20 protein-coding genes are annotated in these 22,203 nt (G+C 64.7%); 9 read left to right on the top strand and 11 right to left on the bottom strand.

Going from position 1 to position 22,203, the window contains the following annotated elements; all coding sequences use genetic code 11:
• Positions 1-366 precede the first annotated feature (366 nt).
• Positions 367-1,578: a tyrosine--tRNA ligase gene (gene tyrS / locus VME63_RS06745; protein ID WP_325431556.1), complete on the bottom strand. Its 1,212-nt coding sequence runs from the start codon at positions 1,576-1,578 to the stop codon at positions 367-369.
• A gap of 215 nt (positions 1,579-1,793) precedes the next feature.
• On the opposite strand from tyrS, the gene VME63_RS06740 reads away from it, so the two are divergent.
• A complete protein-coding gene (locus VME63_RS06740; protein WP_325431554.1) occupies positions 1,794-3,239 on the top strand; it encodes an OapA family protein in 1,446 nt (481 codons plus the stop codon).
• A gap of 8 nt (positions 3,240-3,247) precedes the next feature.
• On the top strand, positions 3,248-4,375 hold the full coding sequence (locus VME63_RS06735) for an anhydro-N-acetylmuramic acid kinase (RefSeq protein ID WP_325431552.1): 1,128 nt from the start codon (positions 3,248-3,250) through the stop codon (positions 4,373-4,375).
• Positions 4,376-4,393: 18 nt separating this feature from the next.
• Here the strand turns inward: VME63_RS06735 and VME63_RS06730 are convergent, their stop codons facing one another.
• The 3 genes from VME63_RS06730 to VME63_RS06720 form a co-directional block, all read right to left on the bottom strand.
• Positions 4,394-4,678 carry a hypothetical protein gene (locus VME63_RS06730; RefSeq protein ID WP_325431550.1) on the bottom strand — a complete coding sequence of 95 codons (285 nt, stop codon included), beginning with the start codon at positions 4,676-4,678 and terminating at the stop codon, positions 4,394-4,396.
• A 134-nt stretch (positions 4,679-4,812) separates the two neighbouring features.
• Positions 4,813-6,111 (bottom strand): AmpG family muropeptide MFS transporter, encoded by a 1,299-nt coding sequence (locus VME63_RS06725; RefSeq protein WP_414648212.1) that lies wholly within the window; start codon positions 6,109-6,111, stop codon positions 4,813-4,815.
• Positions 6,101-6,871, bottom strand: a complete 771-nt coding sequence (locus VME63_RS06720; protein ID WP_325431548.1) for an exodeoxyribonuclease III — start codon at positions 6,869-6,871, stop codon at positions 6,101-6,103. Before VME63_RS06720 ends, VME63_RS06725 begins: the two co-directional genes overlap by 11 nt.
• A 35-nt stretch (positions 6,872-6,906) precedes the next feature.
• Between VME63_RS06720 and VME63_RS06715 the strand changes: the two genes are divergently transcribed.
• From VME63_RS06715 to VME63_RS06705, 3 genes are all read left to right on the top strand, one after another.
• The gene (locus tag VME63_RS06715; RefSeq protein WP_325431546.1) at positions 6,907-7,401 is read left to right on the top strand and encodes a GNAT family N-acetyltransferase; all 495 of its coding nucleotides are present in this window, start codon (positions 6,907-6,909) and stop codon (positions 7,399-7,401) included.
• 22 nt (positions 7,402-7,423) lie between these two features.
• Positions 7,424-8,071, top strand: a complete 648-nt coding sequence (gene pyrE, locus VME63_RS06710) for an orotate phosphoribosyltransferase (protein WP_325431544.1) — start codon at positions 7,424-7,426, stop codon at positions 8,069-8,071.
• A 95-nt stretch (positions 8,072-8,166) separates the two neighbouring features.
• On the top strand, positions 8,167-8,820 hold the full coding sequence (locus VME63_RS06705; RefSeq protein ID WP_325431542.1) for a DUF4124 domain-containing protein: 654 nt from the start codon (positions 8,167-8,169) through the stop codon (positions 8,818-8,820).
• A gap of 35 nt (positions 8,821-8,855) precedes the next feature.
• Here VME63_RS06705 and VME63_RS06700 read toward each other — a convergent pair whose 3' ends face one another.
• From VME63_RS06700 to coaBC, 3 genes are read right to left on the bottom strand one after another with little or no spacing between them, the layout of a single operon-like run.
• Entirely contained in the window at positions 8,856-11,204 is a 2,349-nt protein-coding gene (locus VME63_RS06700) for a phosphomannomutase/phosphoglucomutase (RefSeq protein ID WP_325431540.1), read from the bottom strand.
• A 20-nt stretch (positions 11,205-11,224) separates the two neighbouring features.
• On the bottom strand, positions 11,225-11,680 hold the full coding sequence (gene dut, locus VME63_RS06695; protein ID WP_325431560.1) for a dUTP diphosphatase: 456 nt from the start codon (positions 11,678-11,680) through the stop codon (positions 11,225-11,227).
• Positions 11,680-12,885: a bifunctional phosphopantothenoylcysteine decarboxylase/phosphopantothenate--cysteine ligase CoaBC gene (gene coaBC / locus VME63_RS06690; protein WP_325431538.1), complete on the bottom strand. Its 1,206-nt coding sequence runs from the start codon at positions 12,883-12,885 to the stop codon at positions 11,680-11,682. Before coaBC ends, dut begins: the two co-directional genes overlap by 1 nt.
• Before the next feature lie 100 nt (positions 12,886-12,985).
• On the opposite strand from coaBC, the gene radC reads away from it, so the two are divergent.
• The 3 genes from radC to VME63_RS06675 all read left to right on the top strand — a co-directional run bounded on the left by radC (position 12,986) and on the right by VME63_RS06675 (position 16,564).
• A complete protein-coding gene (radC, locus tag VME63_RS06685) occupies positions 12,986-13,657 on the top strand; it encodes a RadC family protein (protein WP_325431536.1) in 672 nt (223 codons plus the stop codon).
• A gap of 504 nt (positions 13,658-14,161) precedes the next feature.
• A complete protein-coding gene (gene argS / locus VME63_RS06680) occupies positions 14,162-15,853 on the top strand; it encodes an arginine--tRNA ligase (RefSeq protein WP_325431534.1) in 1,692 nt (563 codons plus the stop codon).
• Positions 15,854-16,564: an SPOR domain-containing protein gene (locus tag VME63_RS06675; protein WP_325431532.1), complete on the top strand. Its 711-nt coding sequence runs from the start codon at positions 15,854-15,856 to the stop codon at positions 16,562-16,564. It begins immediately after the preceding gene.
• Between the two features lie 70 nt (positions 16,565-16,634).
• Here VME63_RS06675 and VME63_RS06670 read toward each other — a convergent pair whose 3' ends face one another.
• Positions 16,635-18,125: an RDD family protein gene (locus VME63_RS06670; protein WP_325431531.1), complete on the bottom strand. Its 1,491-nt coding sequence runs from the start codon at positions 18,123-18,125 to the stop codon at positions 16,635-16,637.
• Positions 18,126-18,453: 328 nt separating this feature from the next.
• Here VME63_RS06670 and VME63_RS06665 point away from each other — a divergent pair, with 328 nt between their 5' ends.
• Positions 18,454-19,227, top strand: a complete 774-nt coding sequence (locus VME63_RS06665; RefSeq protein WP_325431530.1) for a hypothetical protein — start codon at positions 18,454-18,456, stop codon at positions 19,225-19,227.
• Positions 19,228-19,286: 59 nt separating this feature from the next.
• Here VME63_RS06665 and VME63_RS06660 read toward each other — a convergent pair whose 3' ends face one another.
• The 3 genes from VME63_RS06660 to VME63_RS06650 are packed head-to-tail and all read right to left on the bottom strand — an operon-like array spanning position 19,287 to position 22,114.
• Positions 19,287-20,150, bottom strand: coding sequence for an NAD(P)-dependent oxidoreductase (locus VME63_RS06660; RefSeq protein WP_325431528.1), 864 nt, complete (start codon positions 20,148-20,150; stop codon positions 19,287-19,289).
• A 15-nt stretch (positions 20,151-20,165) separates the two neighbouring features.
• Positions 20,166-21,362, bottom strand: coding sequence for a patatin-like phospholipase family protein (locus VME63_RS06655; RefSeq protein WP_325431526.1), 1,197 nt, complete (start codon positions 21,360-21,362; stop codon positions 20,166-20,168).
• An 11-nt stretch (positions 21,363-21,373) separates the two neighbouring features.
• On the bottom strand, positions 21,374-22,114 hold the full coding sequence (locus VME63_RS06650) for an acetoacetate decarboxylase (protein ID WP_325431524.1): 741 nt from the start codon (positions 22,112-22,114) through the stop codon (positions 21,374-21,376).
• Positions 22,115-22,203 lie beyond the last annotated feature (89 nt).

Here is a 22,203-nt window from a genome sequence, read left to right as displayed (position 1 = left end):
CATTTATGGACAGGTTTCCCTTCCACCGCAAGGCGCCCACACAAGTCACCTGCGCACACTGTCAAAGATCAATCACTTGCAACCTTCTCTTGAAGATCGCCCCGAAGCGTTTCGTCCCGGGTGAGCCGCCCATTCTACATCGTGTCTTCAGTCCGTCAACACCTTCATCAAAATATTTTTGATTCCGTTGTTGCCGTCGAAGTGCGTTGCCTGCGGCGGGGAGGCGAATCTTAGGGAGGCCCCTACCCTTTGGCAAGCGATTTTTTAATTTTTCTTCGCACTTCGCGTAAAGCGTTGTTCTGTAGCGAAACTTATTTTTCGAGCCGGGCGTCAGCGGCCCGAATGCAGGTCGCCGCCGGGTTCGACTCAGGCGGAAATCAGAAGCACGCGCGCGAAGTTGCGCTTGCCGATCTGCAGGACGCCCTCGAAACCCGGCGCGAACACGCGCTGCGCGTCCTCGACCACTTCGGCATCGATGCGCACGGCACGCTCCTTGAGCTTGCGATGGGCTTCCGCGTTGCTCGGCGTCAGGCCCGCCGCCGTCAACAAGGCCGGCAAGCGCAGGCCTTCGGCGGGCACGGCTACCTCGGTGAGCGGCAGCAGACGGGTGTCGCCTTCGCCGCGCACTACCGCGTGCCACCCCGCAATGGCCTGCTCCGCCGCCGCCGCATCGTGGAAGCGCGTGGCCAGCTCGCGGGCGAGCCGCAGCTTGGCGTCGCGCGGATTGAGCACGCCGCTGGCGATGTCGCGCTTCATCTGCGCAAGTTCATCAAGCGACACGTCGAAGCTGAGCAGCTCGAACCAGCGCCACATCAGCTCGTCGCCGATCTTCATGGTCTTGGTAACGATGTCGATCGCCGGCTCGTTGATGCCGATGTAGTTGCCTAGCGACTTGGACATCTTGTTGACGCCGTCCAGGCCCTCAAGCAAGGGCATGGTCAGCACGATCTGCGGCGGCTGGCCGTGGTGTTCCTGCAGCATGCGGCCCATCAGCAGGTTGAATTTCTGGTCGGTGCCGCCGAGTTCGACGTCGCACTTGAGCGCCACCGAGTCGTAGCCCTGCACCAGCGGGTAGAGGAATTCATGAATGGCGATCGGCTGCTGCGCGGCATAGCGCTTGGCGAAATCGTCGCGCTCGAGCATGCGCGCCACGGTGTGCTGCGCGGCCAGCTTGATCATGTCGGCCGCGTTCATCTGGCCGAACCATTCGGAATTGAAGCGCAGCTCGGTTTTCTGGCGATCGAGCACCTTGTACACCTGCTCGGCGTAGGTCTCGGCGTTGGCCAGCACGTCTTCGCGGGTGAGCGGCTTGCGCGTGACGTTCTTGCCGGTCGGGTCGCCGATCATGCCGGTGAAGTCGCCAATCAGGAAAATCACCGTGTGCCCCAGGTCCTGGAATTGACGCATCTTGTTGAGCAGCACGGTGTGGCCCAGGTGCAGGTCCGGCGCGGTCGGGTCGAAGCCCGCCTTGATGCGCAGGGGCCGCCCCAGTTTCAGCCGTTCGACCAGGTCTTCCCGCTTGATGATTTCGTCGGCGCCGCGCGCAATGGTGGCCAGCGCCTGCTCAAGCTCGCTCATGTATCCCTCGTGGTTTAGTTGTCTAGACAGCCAATAGAGTGATGGCGGCCGTCAATTGCGTTAATTGTGCGTTAACCGCAAACATCGCGCAAACCCTTGATGCAAAAGGCATTGACGCACTTTGCACAAGGTCGTTATGGTACGCGCTTATTGATACTTTGTACCGTGCGGGGGCGGGTACAGCAGATGAATAAGAAGAATAAGGTGTACAGGTGATGGCTGAGGGCAAGCAAGACGCGCGCGCGGCGCGCAAACAGGCCATTCGCCGCAAGGCTCAACGACGCCACTCTCACTTCTACGAACGCTGCGCCCACTGGTCTTTCAACGGCCAGGGTGAAGGCGCGCCCATTCACTGGCATCGCGAGCGCTGGATTCTCGCCGCGACCGGCCTGCTGATCACCCTGCTATCGGGCTTCCTCATCCCGGCCTGGGCCACGGCGATGAAGCCGGTGGCGGCCGCGCCGGTGGAACATATCCTGCTGCCGCTTGCGCTTCCGAAGATCCAGGCTCCCACGCTCAAGGCGCCCGCGGTGGAAGACTGGCGCGTGGTGCAAGTGCGTCCGGGTCAGACGCTGTCGGACATCTTCCAGGGCCAGGGGCTAAGCCTGACCGATTTGCAGACCGTGATCGACAGCGCCGGCGATGCCAAGAGCGCACTGCACCGTATCCATCCCGGGCAGGAGTTCGATTTCCTGATCGGCCGCAGCGGCAATCTGGAAGGCATCCGCTTCGACAAGGACGAGGACACCCGCGCCATCATCCGCCTCGATGGCCATGCACCCACCGTCACGACCGTGGCGCGCTCGGTGGAGACGCGCGAACAAATTGCCCACGGGGTGATCGACGATTCGCTGTTTGCCGCCGCCAACAAGGCGGGCCTGAGCAACGCGATGGTGATCAAGCTGGCGGACCTGTTCAAATACGACATCGACTTCGTGCAGGACCTGCGCGTGGGCGACAGCTTTACCGTGATTTACGACAACGTGTATCGCGACGGCGCCTACCTGCACGAAGGCGACATCGTCGCGGCCGAGTTCGTCAACCAGGGGCATCGCTACACCGCCTACAAGTTCAAACGCGCCGACGGCAGCGACGGTTGGTTCAGCGAGGACGGACGCCCGCTGCAGAAGTCCTTCCTGCGCATTCCGGTGGACTTCACGCGCATCTCATCGCCCTTCAGCGCGGCGCGCATGCATCCTATCCTGGGCCTGATGCGCGCGCACAAGGGCGTGGATTACGCCGCGCCGACCGGCACGCCGATCCATGCGGCGGGCGACGGCGTGATCAAGTTCCGCGGCTGGATGAACGGCTACGGCAATTTCGTGATCATCCAGCACAACAGCCACATCAGCACTGCCTATGGCCACATGTCGCGCTTCGCCAACGAGCATGTAGGCCAGCACGTGCGTCAGGGTGACGTCATCGGCTACGTCGGCATGACGGGCCTGGCCACCGGCCCGCACCTGCACTATGAATTCCGCGTGGATGGCGTGCAGCGCAATCCGCAAACCGTCACGCTGCCCAAACCCGAGCCGCTACCGCCCGCGCAGATGGCAAAGTTCGAGAGTTCGGTGGTGAAGCCGCAGCTCGCGCGGCTGATGGAAATTGACAACAACTACAAGCTTGCGCAGGCCCAATCGACCAAGCGCAGCGACGATTGAGCCATCGCGTGAATGACGCTTCGGCGCTTTACATCGGCCTGATTTCCGGCACCAGTGCGGACGGCATCGACGCCGCGCTGGTGCAGTTCGAGCGTGACACGCCGCGACTGCTGCATGCGCTGACCCATCCCTGGCCCCCCGCACTGCGTTCGCAGATCCTGCGCGTCGCGCAAGACGAGGCCCGGCTCGACCTGGATGCCTACGGCCGGCTCGACGTGGCCATCGGCGAGATTTTTGCCGATGCGGTACGCCAATTGCTTGCGCAAAGTGGAACGCCATCCGATGCGGTGCGCGCGATCGGTTCGCATGGCCAGACGATCCGCCATCGGCCCACCGGGGAGCATCCGTTTACCCTGCAGATCGGCGATGCGAGCGTGATCGCCGAACGCAGCGGCATCGACGTGGTGGCCGATTTCCGCCGCGCCGATGTGGCTGCGGGCGGCCAGGGCGCACCGCTGCTTCCGGCGGTGCACGCCATGTTGCTTGCGCTGCCGGGCCGTACGCGGGTGGTGCTCAACCTGGGTGGCATCGCCAATATCACCGCGCTATGGGCCGACGGCCGCGTGGCGGGTTTCGACACGGGCCCGGCCAACGGCCTGCTCGATGCCTGGTGTCTGCGCCATTGCGGCGAAGCCTTCGATCGCGATGGCGCGTTTGCGCGCAGCGGACGCGTCGATGCCGCGCTGCTCGCCACGCTGCTGGACGATCCGTATTTCCGCGCGCCTCCACCCAAAAGCACCGGGCGTGAACATTTCCACCTCGGCTGGCTGGATGCGCGCTTGTCGGGCACCAGCCTGTCGCCGTCCGACGTGCAGGCAACCTTGCTTGAACTGACCGCCAGGAGCGTTGCCGACGCCATCGCAGAGCACGCGAACGACGCCAGCGACGTGCTTCTGTGCGGTGGCGGCGTGCATAACCGATTGCTGGTCCAGCGCCTGGGCGAACTGCTGCAACCGCGCGCATTGCGCAGCACGGCCGACCATGGCGTCGACCCGGATTACCTGGAGGCCACCGCTTTTGCGTGGCTCGCCCGCCAGCGCTTGCTGGGACTGCCGGGAAATCTGCCTGCCGTTACCGGTGCGCGCGGCTTGCGCGTGTTGGGCGCAGTCCACGCGGCGCCCCGTAGATCAGACTGAACCCGCCGAACGATTCGTTCAGCGGCCGGCGGGAGCAAGCTGCTCCGCGCGTGCGACCGCCAGCGCCTGCATGGCTTCCTGAAACGCCGCCTGTTCGCTTGCGTCCCACTCGCCCGCCGGCTTGGCCAGCTCCTTGGATTCGAGCGACGTCTCGGCGAGCGCGCTGCTGCTTTCGGCCACGCCCAAGCCGCGCCGCAGTGCCTGCAGCACTACATCGTTGACCGACCACTGCCGCTCTTTGGCGAGCAACTGAATGCGCTCGGCCATTAGACGATCGATGTGACGAATCATGATATCCGGCATATGGCTCCGCTCCGTGCCACGTAGCCCCTGTGCGCTGATAGTGGCCAACCTTCATCGCGCTGGCAATCGTCATCGCGAGGTTCCGTGGACAAGTTGGCAATCGGGGTGTGAACGCGTTTGCGGCTGATGCTGAATCAGGCCGGCCCCGGTTCGTCGTAGCGAAAACGCCGCCAAAGACAGGCGAAAAGCAGCATCGCCGGCAGCATTGAAAACACGGTGATTACAAAGTATCCGCCATAGCCTAGCGCCATGACGATGCCGCCGGCGAAGAAGCCCAGCACTTTGCCCGGCAAGTTCACCAGTGAACTTAACAGTGCATATTGCGTGGCGGTGTGCTGGCGATTCACCAGCAAGGACAGGAAGGCCACGGTCGGCGGACCGAGCAAGCCTTCGGCGAAGTTTTGCCCTGAAATAGCCGCCGTCAACATCATCACATTGCCATGGTGGTGGATCAGCAGCAGGTACAAAAGATTGCTGCAGCTTTCCAGCACGATACACACGCCCAAGGTGCGCCACGCACCCCAGCGCGCGACCGACGCACCGCCCACGAACGCACCCGCGATGCCGATCCACACGCCGTAGATTTTGGTAATCGCGCCGATTTCGGTCTTGGAAAAACCCATGTCGCGATAAAACGGGCTCATCACGCCGCCGACGATGGCCTGCTCGGGAATCTTGAAAAAAAGGATGAACAGCAGCGTGAGCCCGGCGACGATCCACCCGTAGCGGCGGAAGAAATCGGCGAACGGATCGATCACGCTTTCGCGCATGGCGCCACGCCATGACGAGGGCTTGTTACGGCGCACGTCCGGTTCGCGCATCACCAGCGTGGTGACAATCGGCACCACCATCATCACCGCCATCAACGTGTAGACCTTGGCCCAGGCAACGTGATCGGCCAGGATCAGCGCGATGGCGCCGGCCATCAGCAGGCCAAGGCGATAGCCGAGCGAATACGTCGCGACCAAGGCGCCCTGCGCGGACGGCGGCGCGATTTCGATGCGATAGGCGTCGATGGCGATGTCCTGCGTTGCGCCCATGAACGCAACGAACAACGTCATCGCCACGAACGGCACCAGCTGATGCGGCGTCAACGCCGCCATCCCCAGCAAGCCGGCGAACACGCCCATCTGCGCCAACAGCAGCCAGCCGCGACGCTGGCCCAATCGCGCGAACAACGGCACGCGCCAATGGTCCAGCAAGGGCGCCCAGACAAACTTGAACGCGTAGGTCATGCCCGCGCTGGCGATCATCGTGATGTCTGTCAGCACGATGCCGTTTTCTTTCAGCCAGAATGCCAGCGTGCCGGCCACCAGCAAGAACGGCAGGCCCGATGAAAAACCGAGCAAGCACATCGTCCATGCGGCCGGCTGCGAAAACGCGCGCAGAACCGATGGTTTGCGCGCCGGCGCGGCGCCAGGATCAGTCGGCATAATCAACGGTATACGGGGCGTGATCGGAGAAGCGCTCGTCGCGATAGATGGAGCAATGCTTGAGGCGATCGCGCAGCGAAGGCGTCACCACCTGGTAGTCGATGCGCCACCCCACGTTGTTTTCGCGGGCGCGGCCGCGGTTGGACCACCAGGTGTATTCCACGGCTTCCGGCTTGAGCGCGCGGAAGCTGTCCACCCACCCGCGCTGCTTGAACAACAGATCCAGCCATGCGCGCTCTTCGGGCAGGCAACCGGAATTTTTCTGGTTGGACGTCCAATTCTTGATGTCGTCCTTGGTATGCACGATGTTCCAGTCGCCGCAGATCACGTAATCGCGCTTGCTCTTGAGCCACTTGTCGAAGATCGGCGTGATCCAGTCCATCACCTTGAATTTGAATTGCTGGCGCTCATCGCCGGACGATCCCGACGGCACGTACAGGGAGACCACGCTGAGGTTGCCGAAGCGGGCCTCGACGTAACGGCCTTCGTTGTCAAATTCGTCCCAGCCCAGCTCGGTGAGCACCTTGTCCGGCTCGCGCCGGGCGTAGATGGCCACGCCGCTGTAACCCTTCTTGCTGGTGGCATCGCGATAAAAGCAGTGGTGCCCGTCGGGGCGGAACATGGGATCGGTGAGCTGGTCCTCCTGCGCCTTGGTTTCCTGCAGGCAGACCACGTCCGCGCGCTGCTTGTGCAGCCATTCGAACACGCCCTTGTTGGCGGCGGAGCGGATGCCGTTGGCGTTCAGGGAAATAATGCGCATGGGCGTTCCTCATGGAATGCGCCATCATACCAACCATGCCTGATCGCGCCGCCATCCGCGTCGTTCCGGTGTCGCCGCCGTGGCGCGATGCCTTGCTCTCGTTGCGGGTCACCGCGCCGCAACGCGATTTTGTGAGCGACATCGAGCCGTCGCTGATCGATGCCGAACGTTGCCAGGGCAGCACGCCGATGGCGATTCTGCGCGGTGAGGTTCCCGTGGGCTACTACCGCATCGAGGCCCAGGCGCGCAGCCTCGCCGACTGCGATTTCGACCGGCCCGCGGTGGGCCTGCGCTCGTTCTTCATCGATTATCGCTGGCAGGGCCAAGGACTCGCCACGCAGGCGCTGCAGGCGTTGATCGGCGACCTGGCCGGGCGCCACCCCGAAGCACAATTGCTGGTGTTGCTGACCCATGGCCGCAACCTTCCCGCGTTGCGGCTTTATCTGCGCGCGGGCTTCGTCGACACTGGCCAGCTGTACCATGGCGGCCGGTCCGGGCCGCAGCATCTGCTGTGGCGCGCCCTGCCCTGATTCCTTTTGACGAGATTTCCCTGTGCACGATTACCAGCGCGACTTCATCGAACTTACCCTGCAGCGCGATGTGCTGCGTTTTGGTCAATTCACGCTCAAGTCCGGTCGCCAGAGCCCGTATTTCTTCAACATGGGCCGTATCGATTCGGGCGCGGCGCTGGCCCGCCTCGGGCGCGCCTACGCGGCGGCAGTGGTCCATTCGGGGCTGCAGGTGGACATGCTGTTTGGCCCCGCCTACAAAGGCATCGCGCTCGCCGCCGCCACCGCCATGGCCCTGGCTGACCAGCACGGCCGGGACCTTCCATGGGCCTACAACCGCAAGGAAGCGAAGGATCACGGCGAGGGCGGCGTACTGGTGGGCGCGCCACTGCAAGGCCGCGTGCTGATCGTGGACGATGTGATGACCGCCGGTACCGCGGTGCGCGAGTCGCTCGGCCTGATCCGCGCACAGGGCGCCACGCCGGCAGGCGTGCTGATTGCGCTGGACCGCCAGGAGCGCGGCCAGGGCGAGTTGTCCGCCGCGCAGGAAGTGCAGCGCGATTACGGCATTCCGGTCGTTGCCATTACCGGTTTCAGCGACGTGCTGGCCTACGCGGGCGAGCGCCCGGACCTGGCCGCCGAGCACCAGCGCCTGCTTGCCTACCGCGAGCGCTACGGCGTACGCGAGTAGCTCCTCGGGGGTTTGCGGTGAATTCAGTCACGCTGGCGCATATCCGCAATTCAGCAGACCGCAGACCACGGCTATACTCGATGGAGGAGGGGAACATGCGTCGACTTGTACTGGTTATGTCCATCGCGTTGTCGCTTGGCCTCGCCGGCCCGGCGGTCGCGCAGAACACCAAGTCCAGCGGCATCCATTACCGCTGGGTGGATCCGAGCGGCCTGCCTCACTTCAGCGACAGCCTCACCAATGATGCGGTGAAGTACGGCTATGACGTCATCAGCGGCGACGGCATGGTGATCCAGCACGTGAACCGCGCGCTGTCGCCCAGCGAGCGCGCGGCCGCCGACAAGCAGGCCGCCGAGGAGGCCGCCCGGCAGCATGCATTGGACGAGCAGAAGCGCGCCGACATGCGGCTGCTTAACACCTACCCGGACGAGGATGCGCTCAAGCTGCAACAGCAGCAGGTGCTGGACAGCCTCGACGGACAGATGGGCACCACCCGCGCCAACTTGCACAGCCAGGATGCCGCACTGACCGACCTGCTCAATCGTGCCGCCGACGACGAACGCGCCAAGCAACCGGTGCCGAAGTTTCTCAGCGACCAGATTTCCTCCGAGCGCAACATCGTCGCCAGCGAGCGGGCGCTGCTGGAACGCCAGAAGGCCAACCGGGAAGCGACCGTGCAGCAGCAGGCGCAAGAGCTTGAGCACTACCGCGAACTGAAGGCCGCGCAGAAGGACAATCGCGGCTACTGATCGCCGGCGGCGCCGTCGCCGCCGGCCGATGGATGTCAAAACGGCAGTGTCAGCGCCGGATCGACCGCCAGCAACTGCGTGCGAAAGACACCCTGGATGCGCGCAAGCGCTTGGGCATTATCCGCATCGAACCGCAGCACCAGCACCGGCGTGGTGTTGGAAGCGCGCACGAGCCCCCATCCGTCCGGCCAGTCCGCGCGCACGCCGTCGATGGTGACCAGCGTAGCCTCGCCGAAATGGGCCTGCTCGCGGAATTTTTCGATGAAGCGGTAATGCTCGCCTTCGGCCATCGCGATCTTCAGCTCCGGCGTGGACACGCCTTTGGGGCAGGTGGCGAAAATCTCTTCCGGGGTTCGACCTTCGATGTCCCCCGCAAGAATTTCCAGCAAGCGCGCGCCGGCGTAGATGCCATCGTCGAAACCGTACCAGCGCTCCTTGAAGAAGAAGTGCCCGCTCATTTCGCCGGCCAGTTCCGCGTCGGTCTCGCGCATCTTGGCCTTGATCAGCGAGTGGCCGGTGCGCCACATCAAGGGACTGCCGCCCGCATCCAGGATCTGTCCCTTCAGATGCCCCGTGCATTTGACGTCGTAGATGATCGTGGCGCCCGGCTGGCGCGACAGCACGTCGCGCGCAAACAGCATCAGCGTGCGGTCGGGGAAAATGATCTCGCCGCCGCGCGTGACCACGCCCAGGCGATCGCCGTCGCCATCGAAGGCCAGGCCCAGGTCCGCGCCGGTCTGCTTCACCGATAGGATCAGATCCTGCAGGTTATTGGGGTCGGAGGGATCGGGATGATGGTTGGGGAAATGGCCGTCCACCTCGCAATACAGCGGAATCACCTCGCACCCGATGCCTTCGAGCACTTGCGGCGCCACCGCGCCGGGAATGCCGTTGCCGCAATCGACCACCAGCTTGAGACGGCGCTCGGTCTGCACGTCGGAGGTGATGCGTTCGATGTAGTCCGGCACCACGTCGACGTGGCGCAGCATGCCGCCGCCATCATGATCGAGCGTGTTGCCGGCCATGCGCCGGTAGAGATCCTGGATAGCATCCTCCGACAGCGTTTCCCCGCCGATCACAATCTTGAAGCCGTTGTAATCGGGTGGATTGTGGCTGCCGGTCACCGCCACGCCGCAGCCGGTATTGAATCGATAGGTGGCGTAATACACCACCGGCGTGGGCACGGCGCCGATGTCGATCACATCGATGGCCGCAGCCCGCAGGCCGTCGGACAGGGCACCGGCCAGATCCGGGCCGGAGAGGCGGCCGTCGCGGCCGACCACGATTTCGTGCAGCCCCTTCTCGCGCATCAGTGAACCGATCGCCTGGCCCAGCAGCTTGGCGACGTCGGTGGTGAGGCTTTTGCCGACCACGCCACGGATGTCATAAGCACGAAAGATGGCCGGATCGATCGCGACGGATGCCGGTGCCGGCGGGGGAGCCGGTTTGGCGGCGGGGCGCGCGACCGGCTTGACCGGCTCGGGCTGTGCGGCCAACTCCGCTTGGGCCGCCATCGCTTCCTGTTCAGCCAGCGCATCAGCAGCGACGCGGCGAGCGCCCCAATGACTGAGCAACCAGAAAATGTAGCCGCCGCCCGCCAGCCCGATCAGCGCCAAGGCGGCGGCCAGCAGCACCGATTGCGGCAACAGGATGTAAGCCCCGGGCAACACCGCCACGATGTTGAAGGTGCTGCCGGGTATGTCCTTTCCCGACGATTCCCTGTCGAGGGCGCTCGAGCTGCCATGCGCCATGAGTTGAAGATCCTCGCCGCGGTCGCTGCTCTGGTGCAGCTCCAGTCTGCCGCTGTCCACCGGCAGATCATCGAAGCGCTTGGCGATTTCCGCAAACGGCAATTCGATCCACACCCACGCCACGGTTTTTTGCTGTGCGAGGAGCGGCAGCACCATGGTCACACGGCGATCGCCGGCACCCTTGAGCGTGGACTGCACCGGCGGATCGCCCCCGGCATCGGGCGCGCTCATCAGCTGTGCCGCCTTGGCATAGCCGAAGGTGTGGTAGTTGGCGTGCAAGACTTCGTCGAGTCCGGCGCTGTACAGCTCCACGTCCTGGGCCTGCGGCAAGCGTTGCTTGAGGGCCGCCAGCACCGGCGCGGGATCGCCGGGCAAACTGCTGGTGTCGATGCCGGCGATGGCACGGACCACCTGGTCGTGCTCGGCGGCGATCTCCTGCGCCAGCGCCCGCACGGCTTGCTGCTGCACGGCATGCACGTGCTGCACGGCCGTGCCCTGGTTGGCAATCAACCAAGTCTGCCACGCGCTGAACGCGCCCAAGGCCAGCAGCAACGTGCCGGCCGCCAGCGTCAGCAACCGCCCCCAATGGACTTGCACTACCGGCAAACGCGCTCGTGCGCCGCTCATCGCCATGCCCCATTTCCCCAAGCGTTTTAGTGTTTCCCCGTCGAACCGAATCCGCCTTCGCCCCGTTCTGACGGCACGAATTCATCCACGATCTTCAAGCGTGCCTGGGCCACCGGCACCAGCAGCAACTGGGCGATGCGCTCGCCCACTGCGATGGTGTAGGGCTGGGTCCCGCGGTTCCAGCATGAAATCATCAGCGGCCCCTGGTAGTCCGCGTCGATCACTCCTACCAGATTGCCCATGACCAGGCCGTGTTTGTGGCCCAGCCCCGAACGCGGCACGATCAAGGCGCACCAGCCCGGATCGCCAATATGGATGGCCATGCCGCTGGGTACCAGGGCGCTTTCGCCCGGCGCCAGGGTGAGCGGCGTATCCAGCGCGGCCCGCAAGTCCATGCCGGCACTGCCCAAGGTGGCGGCCTGCGGCAAAGGGATGCTGGTGCCCAGGCGCGAATCGAGAATTTTCAGTTCGACATCGACCATCATCCACGCACCGCCTGGAAGCGGCTGGCGATGCATGCGACCAGCTGGCGTGCGATGACCGACTTGTCGGCGCGCGGCAAGGCCTGCGAGCCATCGGCCCAAAACAGCGTGACCGCATTGTCGGCCGTTTCGAAACCCATGCCCTCGCCGACCTGGTTGGCGGCGATCATGTCCAGGCCTTTGCGTTGCAGTTTGTCGCGCGCATAACTCTCCACGTTCTGGGTTTCCGCCGCGAAACCGACCAGGAACGGATGTTCGCGCTGTGCGGAAAGGCTGGCCAGGATGTCGGGGTTTTCCGCCAGCTGCAGAGTGAGATCCGAGCCGGCCTGCTTTTTCAGCTTGTGCTCGGCCACGTCGGTCGGGCGATAGTCGCCGACGGCCGCCGCGCCGATGTAGATGTCCGCGCCGCGGCTCGCCTCGATCACGGCAGCCTGCATCTGCGCGGCGCTGCGTACATCCACGCGCCGCGCTACGCCGGCGGGCGTGGCCAACCCCACGGGACCTGCGATCAGCGTCACCTGCGCGCCGGCCTGCGCGGCCGCCTGCGCCACCGCGAAACCCATTTTGCCGGAGCTGCGGTTGCCGATGAAGCGAACCGGATCAATGTCCTCGTAGGTAGGCCCGGCGCTGACCACTACCTGCTTGCCGCGCAGAACCTGGTCGCCGAAGGAAGCCACCATCGCCTCGCGCAATTCGTGCGGTTCGAGCATACGGCCCGAACCCACCTCGCCGCAGGCCTGGTCGCCCGCGGCCGGACCCAGGATATGCACCCCGCGGGCGCGCAGCGTGGCCAGATTGGCCTGCACCGCGGCATGCGCCCACATCTGCTGGTTCATCGCCGGCGCCAGGTAAACGGGTGCCGCCGTCGCCAGACAGACCGTGGCGAGCAAGTCGTCGGCGTGGCCATGCGCCAGGCGCGCCATCAGGTCGGCGCTGGCCGGCGCGATCAGCACGCGCTCGGCCCAGCGCGCCAGCTCGATGTGGCCCATGGCCGCCTCGGCCGATTCATCCCACAGGCTCACGCGCACCGCCTCGCCCGACAGCGCCTGGAAAGTGGTCGGGGTGACGAACCGCGTGGCGTTTTCGGTCATCGCCACGCGCACCTGCGCACCCAGGTCGCGCAGGCGGCGGACCAGTTCGCAAGACTTGTAGGCGGCGATGCCGCCCGACACTCCCAGCAGGATGCGGCGTTGAGCAAGACTCATGGTGTAAGCGTCGTCTGACATACCGATAGAGCAGTAGCTTACCGGATTCATCTACCGCCACTGCTGTCCCGATCGCATCCTTACCAACGATGCTATCGCGATGAGTATCAAAGACTGGCCGGAGGGCGAACGTCCTCGCGAAAAATTGCTGGCGCGCGGCAGCGGCGCCTTGTCGGACGCCGAATTGCTGGCCGTGCTGCTGGGCAGTGGCACGCGCGGCAAGGACGCCATCGCACTGGGACGCGAACTATTGACGCGAGCCGGCAGCCTCGGCGCCCTGCTCGGACGTCCGGACCAGGATGTGCGCAGCGCAGGCCTGGGACCAGCCAAGCGCGCGCGCATCGTGGCCGCACTGGAACTGGCGCGCCGCAGCCTGGCCGAGCAACTGGCCGAGCGGCCCGCGTTGGGCAACCCGCGCGAAAGCGGGGAGTACCTGGCCGCGCGCCTGCGCCATCTGCCGTACGAAGTGTTCGCCTGTCTTTACCTGGACAACCGCCACCGCGTGCTTGCTTTCGAAGAGTTGTTCCGCGGCACCATCGACGGCGCCAGCGTGCACCCCCGCGAAGTGGTGCGCGCGTGTCTTAAGCACAACGCGGCCGCCGTGATCTTTGCCCATAACCACCCCAGCGGCGTGGCCGAGCCCAGCGCGGCCGACCAGGCGATCACCCGGGAACTGGGGCAGGCCCTGCGACTGGTCGGGGTGCGCGTGCTCGACCACCTGGTGATCGGCCATGCCGAACCGGTATCCATGGCGTCCCGCGGCCTGCTTTGATCGCGGCCAAAAAAAACGGCGCGACCGCTAGGTTCGCGCCGGGAGCCGCATGAGGGGAGGGTATGAAGGGATGCGGCGGTCCCGTATCGATCCGACGGGGGAGACGCCGGTGATACCCAGGCATTGTCGCAATGCGTCATGACCAGGGTATGACATGCCCTACACATACCCTGCACCTGGCCACTACAAGTGGGTGGCAAGACTTATGCACATCGCCTGTGCGGAGCCACTTACCGCCTCATTGCTGAAGATCACATCAATTTCATTACCCAAGTTGTTATTTTTGTTTGATTAATTTCATGACAGACTGGTTTCTACCGATCTTTACCGCATCGCGCCGCAACGCGCCCGCACTTTCCCCACAGAGTTATCCACAGGCCGTATCCCCCCGCAATGCAGCAGGCGGCCCCATGGAACGGTCAAAAACGTGTAGCCATGGCAAAACGCGGCCACGGGTGCGCCGTCTGTTAGGATGCGCGGTTCCATCCCGATCAAACCCCTCCCGTGAAAGAAGCGCTGCGCGATCTGGTTCTGCAGGCCCTGCGGACCCTCCAAGCCGATGCCGTCCTGCCGGCGGATATCGAATGGCCGAATTTCGTGATCGAGCGCGCGCGCAGCCGCGAACACGGTGATTTCGCTACCAACGCCGCGATGCTGCTGGCCAAGCCGGCGCGCGCCAAGCCGCGCGAGCTGGCCGAGAAACTGGTGGCCGCCCTGCCCGCCAACGCGCTGGTGTACAAGGTCGAGATCGCCGGCCCCGGCTTCATCAACTTTTTCCTGGCCCCGGCCGCCTATCACGCCGAGGCCGGACGCATGCTGTCGCAGGGGCACGCCTACGGCCGCAACAGCAGCGGCGCCGGTCACACGGTGGGCGTGGAATTCGTGTCGGCCAATCCAACCGGCCCGCTCCACGTGGGACACGGCCGCGCCGCCGTCATCGGCGACTGCCTGAGCCGGTTGCTTGAGGCGACCGGCTGGAACGTCAAGCGCGAGTTCTACTACAACGACGCCGGCGTGCAGATCCAGAACCTGGCGATTTCCACCCAGGCGCGCGCGCACGGGCTGGCGCCGGGCGATGCCGGCTGGCCGGAAGAGGGCTACCGCGGCGACTATATCGCCGACGTCGCCCGCGCCTATCTTGCCGGCGACACGGTGATCGCCGACGGCCAGGCGGTGGTCGGCGCCAAGAACCCCGACGACCTGGAAGCGATCCGCCACTTTGCCGTGGCCTATCTGCGCCGCGAGCAGGACCTTGACCTGCAAGCCTACGGGGTCGGCTTCGACGTGTACTTCCTCGAATCCTCGCTATACACCCAAGGCAAGGTGGACGAAACCGTGCGCGAGCTTATCGCCCACGGCCACACCTACGAGGAAGGCGGCGCGCTGTGGCTGCGCACCACCGATTTCGCCGACGACAAGGACCGCGTCATGCGCAAGTCCGACGGCACCTACACGTACTTCGTGCCGGATGTGGCCTACCACCGCAGCAAATGGCTGCGCGGCTACGAGCGCGCGATCACCGAGCTGGGCTCGGACCACCACGGCAGCCTGGCCCGCGTGCGGGCGGGCCTGCAGGCGCTGGACTGCGGCATCCCCAAGGGCTGGCCCGAATACGTGCTGCACCAGATGGTGACGGTGATGCGCGGCGGCGAGGAAGTGAAGATCTCCAAGCGCGCCGGCAGCTACGTCACCTTGCGCGACCTGATCGAGGAAGCCGGCCGCGACGCCACGCGCTACTTCCTGATCGCACGCAAGGCCGACTCGCAGCTGGTGTTCGACATCGACCTGGCCCGCTCGCAAAGCAACGACAACCCGGTCTATTACATCCAGTACGCGCACGCCCGCGTGTGCCGCGTGCTGGAGGAACTGTCCGAGCGCGGCCTGCCGCCGGTAGACACCCAGGCCGGCATCGCGCAGATGGCGCGGCTGGATACGCAAGCCGAGCAGATCCTGCTGACGGAACTGTCGCGCTATCCGGAAGTGGTCGAGGCGGCCGCCAGCAATCTGGAACCGCACCTGATCGCGCAATACCTGCGCGAACTCGCCGGCGCGCTTCACAGTTACTATCACGAACACAAATGGATCGTGGACGACGCCCAACTGCGCAATGCGCGCATCACGCTGGCCCTCGCCACCCGCCAGGTCATACGTAACGGACTGGATTTGCTGGGACTCAGTGCCCCGGAGAAGATGTAAATGCCACCACGCAAGGGCAAAGGCCGTCAGGCCGTGCGCAACAACAGCGGCGGGTTTCCGGCCTGGGCCGGGGTCGTCATCGGCATCCTGATCGGGGCGCTGGTGGTGGTCGTGCTGATGCGCCATTCGCTGGTCCCGATGACGCCCAAGGGTCCGCAGCCCAATCCCGAAGCCACCGCGCAGCCCGGCAGCGACGAAGGCCTGGCGCCGGCCAACGGCGCCACCGCGCCGAAAAAGCCGCAATACGATTTCTACTCCGTGCTATCGGAAAAAGAAGTGCGCATTCCCGATTCGGAAATCAGCGCGCAGGCCAAGGCCGAACAACGCCAGCAAGCCACGCAGCAGCAGGCGCAGGCGCAGAATGCGACGCCGTCCGCGCCGCCGCTGCCGCCCAACGCGCCGCGCGCCGAAACGCAAAACATCACCGCCGCGCCATCGCTGGCCCCGACGGCGCCACCCGCGGCCAGCCCGGCGCAAACCGGGTATCTGCTGCAGGTCGGCGCCTTCCCGAGCGCGGCCGATGCCGAAACGCTGAAAGCCAAGCTGGCGCTGCAAGGCTTCGTCGCCAACGTGCAATCGGTCAGCGTGGGCGGACAAACCTACCATCGCGTGCGCCTGGGGCCGTTCCATTCGGCCACCGACCTGGAGTCGGCCAAGCAGCGGCTCGCTTCGGCGGGCTTTCCCGCGATCGCGCTGAAAGAAGGCCACTAAGCTTTCAGTGGCCGCCAACAAAAAGCCACGCTGTCACGTGGCTTTTTTGTTTTTCCGCAGATTGCCCGGATCAGTGTGTCTGGCACGCCAGCGGCAGGTACTGGTTGGGGATATCCTCGCTGGCGCAACTCCAACTGACCCCGTGCGCCTGCAGCGCCGGCGTCAGCGTAAGGTGCTTGTCGTGCAGCACCGTCGCGGCCTGGTCGCCGAAACTGGCGACGATGGTGCCGTCGACTATCGACACCGACGAAACGTAACGCCCATGCACTTGCTCGGGACTGCCCAGCCCCGCCTGCGCGTTGTCGGCCGGCGGCGTGCCGTTCGTCAGCAGATAGTTGGTGACGGCAATCTTGGCGCTTTGGGTAAGGGCGACCGCTTCCATCGTCTGGGCCCGAACCACGTAGCTCTGATACGCCGGAATGGCAATCGCCGCCATGATCGGCACGATCAGGAAAAAACCGGCGCCCAGCACGATCAGCACGATCGCCCAGGCGGGCATCGGCGTCGTGGGCCTGCCCGGCGGATGCTCGCCCTGCTCCCATGCTTCCAGCACCTGGCCGCGCACCACGAAGGTGCCGGCCATGAGGTCGTGCAGCCCCTGTTTGCGGCTGGTCCAGCCCGCCATCATGTAACCCACGTACAAGATCAGGCCAGACACGATCTTGCCGAGAAAGCGCCCGAATGCATGCCAGAAACCTAAGCGGTTGCCGTTTTCGTCGGTGACGCGCAAACCCAGCGCCTGCTTGCCGGGCGTAGCCTGCTTGGCGCTCGATTCCCATAGCGGGAAATACAGCCACGTGGCCAGAATCAGCAGGAAAGCCACGACCGTCGGCATCACCTGCGACGGCGGCGCAGCGGTCGGGCTCCGATGCGGCAGCATCAGCGCAAGCACGAAGAACAACACGAAAAACGCCAGCCAAATGATCAGCATATCCAGCGCATAGGCCGCCACGCGCATCCAGAAGCCGCCATACAGGCCGGCGGCGTTTTCCGGCAACACGCGCGCATGGCGCACGACCGGCTCGGCGACGTCCACGACATCCAGGCGGATCGCATCGGGGTGCGCCGCCGGCCTGGGCTGGGCCCGAGGCGGGGCCGGCACGCCCGCGGCGGCGGGTGGCGTATCTTCTTCCAGATGCAAGGCCGCCGACGCCAACGGCGACAACGACAGCGCCGCCTCCAGCGTCTGCCAGTCCTGCTCGCCCTTGACGCACACGCGCGCCTGGCGATCCAGCGCACCGCTTTCCAGAGCCTGGCGCAGGTAGCCCTCGCTGACCGGGCCGCGCACCTCGCCTTGTTGCTGCAGCCACAGATAGCGGCCGCCAGGATTGGTCAAGGCGAAGGCCTCCACGCCGCATGCGCGCAGGGCGTCGCGCTGCCCCAGCGCGGCCGGCTCGCCTACCGCCTTGAGCGTCAGCGGCACGCGTTGAAGAATGCGGGTACGGAAAGTGTCCGCGTCGAGCTTCATGGTCTCGGCGACGCGTTGCCAGGCGGTTTGCGGGTCCGCGCCCGCGATGGTCTTTCCGGTCAGCGTCACTGACCAGTTTGCCGTGTCGTCCATGTCCCCCCCATGGGCATTAATTTGCGTGCGCCGGACTCTAACACGCTTGTCGTCAACGGCGCGCCGAAGGGAGGCTGGCTGCCAGCGCGCTTCCCGCCGGCTTCGGGAGCGCCCTTGGATACGGTGGCCGCCATGCGTCCTGGGCCGGCAGCGCTCGACCGGTTCATCCGGCCCGGCTTTCGGCGACGCCATCGGCCCAAAGCATGCTTTTGCGATCGTGCGCGCACTATGGCGCCTACCGCGCGCATAATGGTACGAACCGCCCGTTCGCCAGAACCAGGGGAACCCCAAACCATTGTGGGGGCAACTGCCCCGATTGGAGGTTCTTATGAAGAACGTTACGGCGTGGCTCGCTTTGGCGCTGCTGTTTGGCACGGCGGCGCAGGCACAGGAAAAAGCGGCACCGACGACCGTCCTGCGCGACTACACCGACGTGGTCGCACCGGCAGACCAGGAGGCGTACGAAGCGGGTGTCAAAAACTTCAACCAGTGCATGCGCCAGCATGGCGCCAAGTACACCTGGACGGCCTGGGTGCACGAAACCGGCAATACGTACAGTTATTCGTATACATCCGACCCCCTTCCATGGGGTGGCTTCGATGACATGGAAGCGGTGGGAAAAACCTGCGATGGCGTGTTGCGCTCCAGCGTCAATCCGCACCTCAAGAGCGAGACCAGTTCATTCCTGCAATGGATGCCCGAACTCAGCCACGTTTCCAAGGGCACGGACGCGACGCCCAAGCTGATCGAAGTCACCTACTTCATGCTCAAGCCGGGCCATGAAGCGTCCGAGACATTCACGGCGAACGTGAAAAAAGTCGCCGCCGCAGCCGAAAAAGCCAAATGGCCGTATTACTACCGGTTCGGGCAGGTCATCGATGGGGGCGAGGGCGCACCCGATTTCATCCTGATATCGCCGTCCGGCAGCTGGGCGGAACTGGGCCGGGATCCCAATCCGGACGTGTGGAAAATGGTCGAAGGCGTGTACGGCAAGGCCGATGCCCTGGCCATCCGCAAGGCGATCAACGATGCGATCAAGGACATCTCCTCGCATGTGGATAGCTACAGCGCGGACCTGACCTACGTCGGATCGGGCAAGTAACCGATCGCACATGAAACAGGCGATGCCGCGACAGGCCGCCTGTTTCATGCCGTGCGCCGTCAGTGTTTGCGCTTGAGGCGGATCAGGCCCGAGATATCGTCATCGCCATGACCCTGGCGCATCAGTTCGGCGTAGTCGGCGAGCGAACGCTCGATCACCGTGCGATCGGTACCGACACCCTCGGCGATACCGCGTACGATGCCAAGGTCTTTATGCAACAGCGCCAGCTTGAAGCCCACGCTGAATTCATTCTTCAGCATGGTGGCGCCGCGCTTTTCCAGGAACCAATTGCCGGCTGCGCCCGCGCCGAGCGTGGGAATCAGCCGGTCCGGATCCAGGCCCAGCGCCTCGCCCAAGGCGAGCCCTTCGCAAACCGCCTGCGCGATGCCGGCCACCAGCACCTGGTTTACCGCCTTGGTCGCCTGGCCCGCACCCACCGGACCCAGATGCGTGATGCGCAGCGCATAGGTTTCCAGCGCCGGCCGTGCACGCTCCAGCACTGCCGCATCGCCGCCGACCATCACCGACAGCTTGCCGTTCTTGGCGCCTTCCACGCCGCCCGACACCGGCGCATCCAGGAAATGCACGCCGACCGCGGCGAGCCGCGCGGCGGCCTCCTTGGCGGTATCGGGTGCCACGGTGGAGTGATCGACGACGATCGCGCCTGCTTTCAAGTGCGGCGCCAGCGCATCGACGGTGGCAAGCACGTCGGCATCGGCCGTCACGCACAGCGCAATCAGGTCACATGCGCCGGCCAGCTCCGCCAGCGTCGCCGGTGCGCTTACGTCCAGCGCTTGCGCCAGCGCGACGGCCTTGGCGTGCGTGCGGTTGGCCACGGCATGCAACAGGCCGTGACGTTTCAGATGTCCGGCCATCGGTGCGCCCATCGCACCCAGGCCGATGAAGGCTGCTCTTGGAGTCATGCAGGTTCCTTAAACTCAATCGCAATTGAGCACACGATGCACATCGTGTGTCACGAACGGTTTCTCGCGGGTCGGCGGATCGAGCCAGTGCGGTTGCGTCAGCGTGTGACGCATGTCAGTCAGGCCGCTCTGCCAGTGTTCGTGCATCGTAGCAGGACTGAATTCGTAATCCTTGTAATGCCCTTCGTAGGGCTTGTCGCGATAGATCAGGTGGATGAGGTTGGTCAGCGCACCGTTGGAGTAGCGTTCGGCGCGCTTGAACGCTGGCGCGGTGCGCTTGTCTTCGGGTACCAGTTTCATCAGTTCGTGCAACAGCTGCTGTTGCTCGCGCGTGTTGTGCATGTACTCGGTCACCAGGCGCGTGCGGCTGGAGAACTGGATGTCCTTGGCGCGTTCGGCCACGGTGCCCATGTCGCGCGGCAGGGCGCCGCAGGCGCTCCACAAATCGACCTGGAAGATCAGCGAATCGTGATGCGGCCGCTCCGACAGCACCTTGTACAGCGGCGTGTTGGACACCATGCCGCCGTCCCAGTAGTACTCGCCGTCGATTTCTACCGCGGGAAAGCCTGGCGGCAGCGCACCGGAGGCCATGAAATGCTCGGGCCGCAGCGGCCCCACGCGATTGTCGAAATACGCGAAATTACCGGTGCGCACGTTGACCGCGCCCACCGACACGCGCACGCACTTGGGATGGTTGATGCGATCGAAATCAGCCAGCTGCTCCAACGTTGCGCGCAACGGTGCGGTGTCGTACCAGCTTGCCGTGGCCGGCGTGCCGTTCCATTGCAGGAACGGCGGCGGCATGCGCGGCTGGAAGAAACCGCTCTGCCCTTCGGTGATCGCGCGCCATGCGGACATCGTGTTGATGCCGTCGCGAAAAATCTGCGGCCAGGTCATGTTCTCCGGCCACGAGAACGTGGGGCGATTAGGCCAGAACGCCGACTTGCAGATCGTTTCCCAAAATTGGGTAAGCCGCTCGACGCGATGTTCCGGCGCGTTGCCGGCGATGATCGCCGCGTTCAAGGCGCCGATGGAAATGCCGGCGACCCAATCCGGATGCAGTCCGGCTTCATCGAGCGCCTGGTACACCCCTGCCTGGTAGGCACCCAGGGCGCCGCCGCCCTGCAATACCAGGGCGGTGACCTTGTAGGCATCCTGCGCGGGATTGCGCGCTACTGTCGGCGAAGACGTCTTGGACGAAGGCGAAGACATGCGAACCTCTGTTACTCGGCAAGATAATCGTGAACCACCGTACCCAGGTCGAGCGTAAGATCGGTGACGTAATGCACTGCCGACTCTACTTTCAAGACGGGTAGATCGGCCACCGGCGCCAGCGCGTGGGGATGCAGCTCCAACGATGCCGGCCCCGTCCAGGCGCCTTTCAGCGTGACGTTGCTGGTGTAGTAGCGAACCAGCTCGCAGATGCGCGGCGTGCCGTCCACGTGCGGAATGATCTTAAGCAGGTAATTGGGCGCGGCCAGGCCCGCCAGCACCGCTGCATGATCGGCCACGCGATGCTTGAAGCCCATGGTGGCCTTGGCCACGCGCACCTTGCCGTAATCGAGCGTACCCACCAGCGTGTCGATTTCCGTTTCCAGGATGGGTGTCGCCAGCTTCTTGGGGAACCCCCACAGCTCGCGGCCGCCGGCGATCGGCGGATGGTCGTTGAGATACATCGCGTGCACATAACCGCCACGCTCGCCGTTGAAGCTGACGGGGATGACTTGTCCCGATTCGGTGTAGTCGCCAAATCCGGTCGAGTCGGGCATGCGGATGAATTCGTATTTCACCACCGGCTCGGTAACTTCCAGCGGCTCGGGCACCACCGCGCGTAGCGCGTCCATGTCGGTGCGATAGGTGATGACCAGGAACTCGCGATTGACGAAGCGATAGGGCCCCGGCGGAAAGGCGGGGCTGGTCAGCGGCATGGCGAAGGCATTGGCCTTGACGTCGGCGATTTTCATAGACGCGTCCTTATGGAAAACGTTGCGTGATACCGAACTTCAATTCGCGTTTTGCCCCCTCCCGTGCATGCAGGGTAGGGCTGGAGAGG

Source organism: Dyella sp. (assembly GCF_035503745.1).
Classification (GTDB): Bacteria; Pseudomonadota; Gammaproteobacteria; order Xanthomonadales; family Rhodanobacteraceae; genus Dyella_B.
Note: the sequence above shows the minus strand (reverse complement) of the source record. Positions and strands in the feature narration are given on the sequence as shown.

What these genes read in the sequence shown, in the direction of transcription:
- tyrS (WP_325431556.1), bottom strand. Translation starts at nt 1,578, where the DNA reads ATGAGCGAGCTTGAGCAGGCGCTGGCCACCATTGCGCGCGGCGCCGAC.
- VME63_RS06740 (WP_325431554.1), top strand. Translation starts at nt 1,794, where the DNA reads ATGGCTGAGGGCAAGCAAGACGCGCGCGCGGCGCGCAAACAGGCCATT.
- VME63_RS06730 (WP_325431550.1), bottom strand. Translation starts at nt 4,678, where the DNA reads ATGCCGGATATCATGATTCGTCACATCGATCGTCTAATGGCCGAGCGC.
- VME63_RS06725 (WP_414648212.1), bottom strand. Translation starts at nt 6,111, where the DNA reads ATGCCGACTGATCCTGGCGCCGCGCCGGCGCGCAAACCATCGGTTCTG.
- VME63_RS06720 (WP_325431548.1), bottom strand. Translation starts at nt 6,871, where the DNA reads ATGCGCATTATTTCCCTGAACGCCAACGGCATCCGCTCCGCCGCCAAC.
- VME63_RS06715 (WP_325431546.1), top strand. Translation starts at nt 6,907, where the DNA reads ATGCCTGATCGCGCCGCCATCCGCGTCGTTCCGGTGTCGCCGCCGTGG.
- VME63_RS06705 (WP_325431542.1), top strand. Translation starts at nt 8,167, where the DNA reads ATGCGTCGACTTGTACTGGTTATGTCCATCGCGTTGTCGCTTGGCCTC.
- VME63_RS06700 (WP_325431540.1), bottom strand. Translation starts at nt 11,204, where the DNA reads ATGGCGATGAGCGGCGCACGAGCGCGTTTGCCGGTAGTGCAAGTCCAT.
- dut (WP_325431560.1), bottom strand. Translation starts at nt 11,680, where the DNA reads ATGGTCGATGTCGAACTGAAAATTCTCGATTCGCGCCTGGGCACCAGC.
- coaBC (WP_325431538.1), bottom strand. Translation starts at nt 12,885, where the DNA reads ATGAGTCTTGCTCAACGCCGCATCCTGCTGGGAGTGTCGGGCGGCATC.
- radC (WP_325431536.1), top strand. Translation starts at nt 12,986, where the DNA reads ATGAGTATCAAAGACTGGCCGGAGGGCGAACGTCCTCGCGAAAAATTG.
- VME63_RS06675 (WP_325431532.1), top strand. Translation starts at nt 15,854, where the DNA reads ATGCCACCACGCAAGGGCAAAGGCCGTCAGGCCGTGCGCAACAACAGC.
- VME63_RS06670 (WP_325431531.1), bottom strand. Translation starts at nt 18,125, where the DNA reads ATGGACGACACGGCAAACTGGTCAGTGACGCTGACCGGAAAGACCATC.
- VME63_RS06665 (WP_325431530.1), top strand. Translation starts at nt 18,454, where the DNA reads ATGAAGAACGTTACGGCGTGGCTCGCTTTGGCGCTGCTGTTTGGCACG.
- VME63_RS06660 (WP_325431528.1), bottom strand. Translation starts at nt 20,150, where the DNA reads ATGACTCCAAGAGCAGCCTTCATCGGCCTGGGTGCGATGGGCGCACCG.
- VME63_RS06655 (WP_325431526.1), bottom strand. Translation starts at nt 21,362, where the DNA reads ATGTCTTCGCCTTCGTCCAAGACGTCTTCGCCGACAGTAGCGCGCAAT.
- VME63_RS06650 (WP_325431524.1), bottom strand. Translation starts at nt 22,114, where the DNA reads ATGAAAATCGCCGACGTCAAGGCCAATGCCTTCGCCATGCCGCTGACC.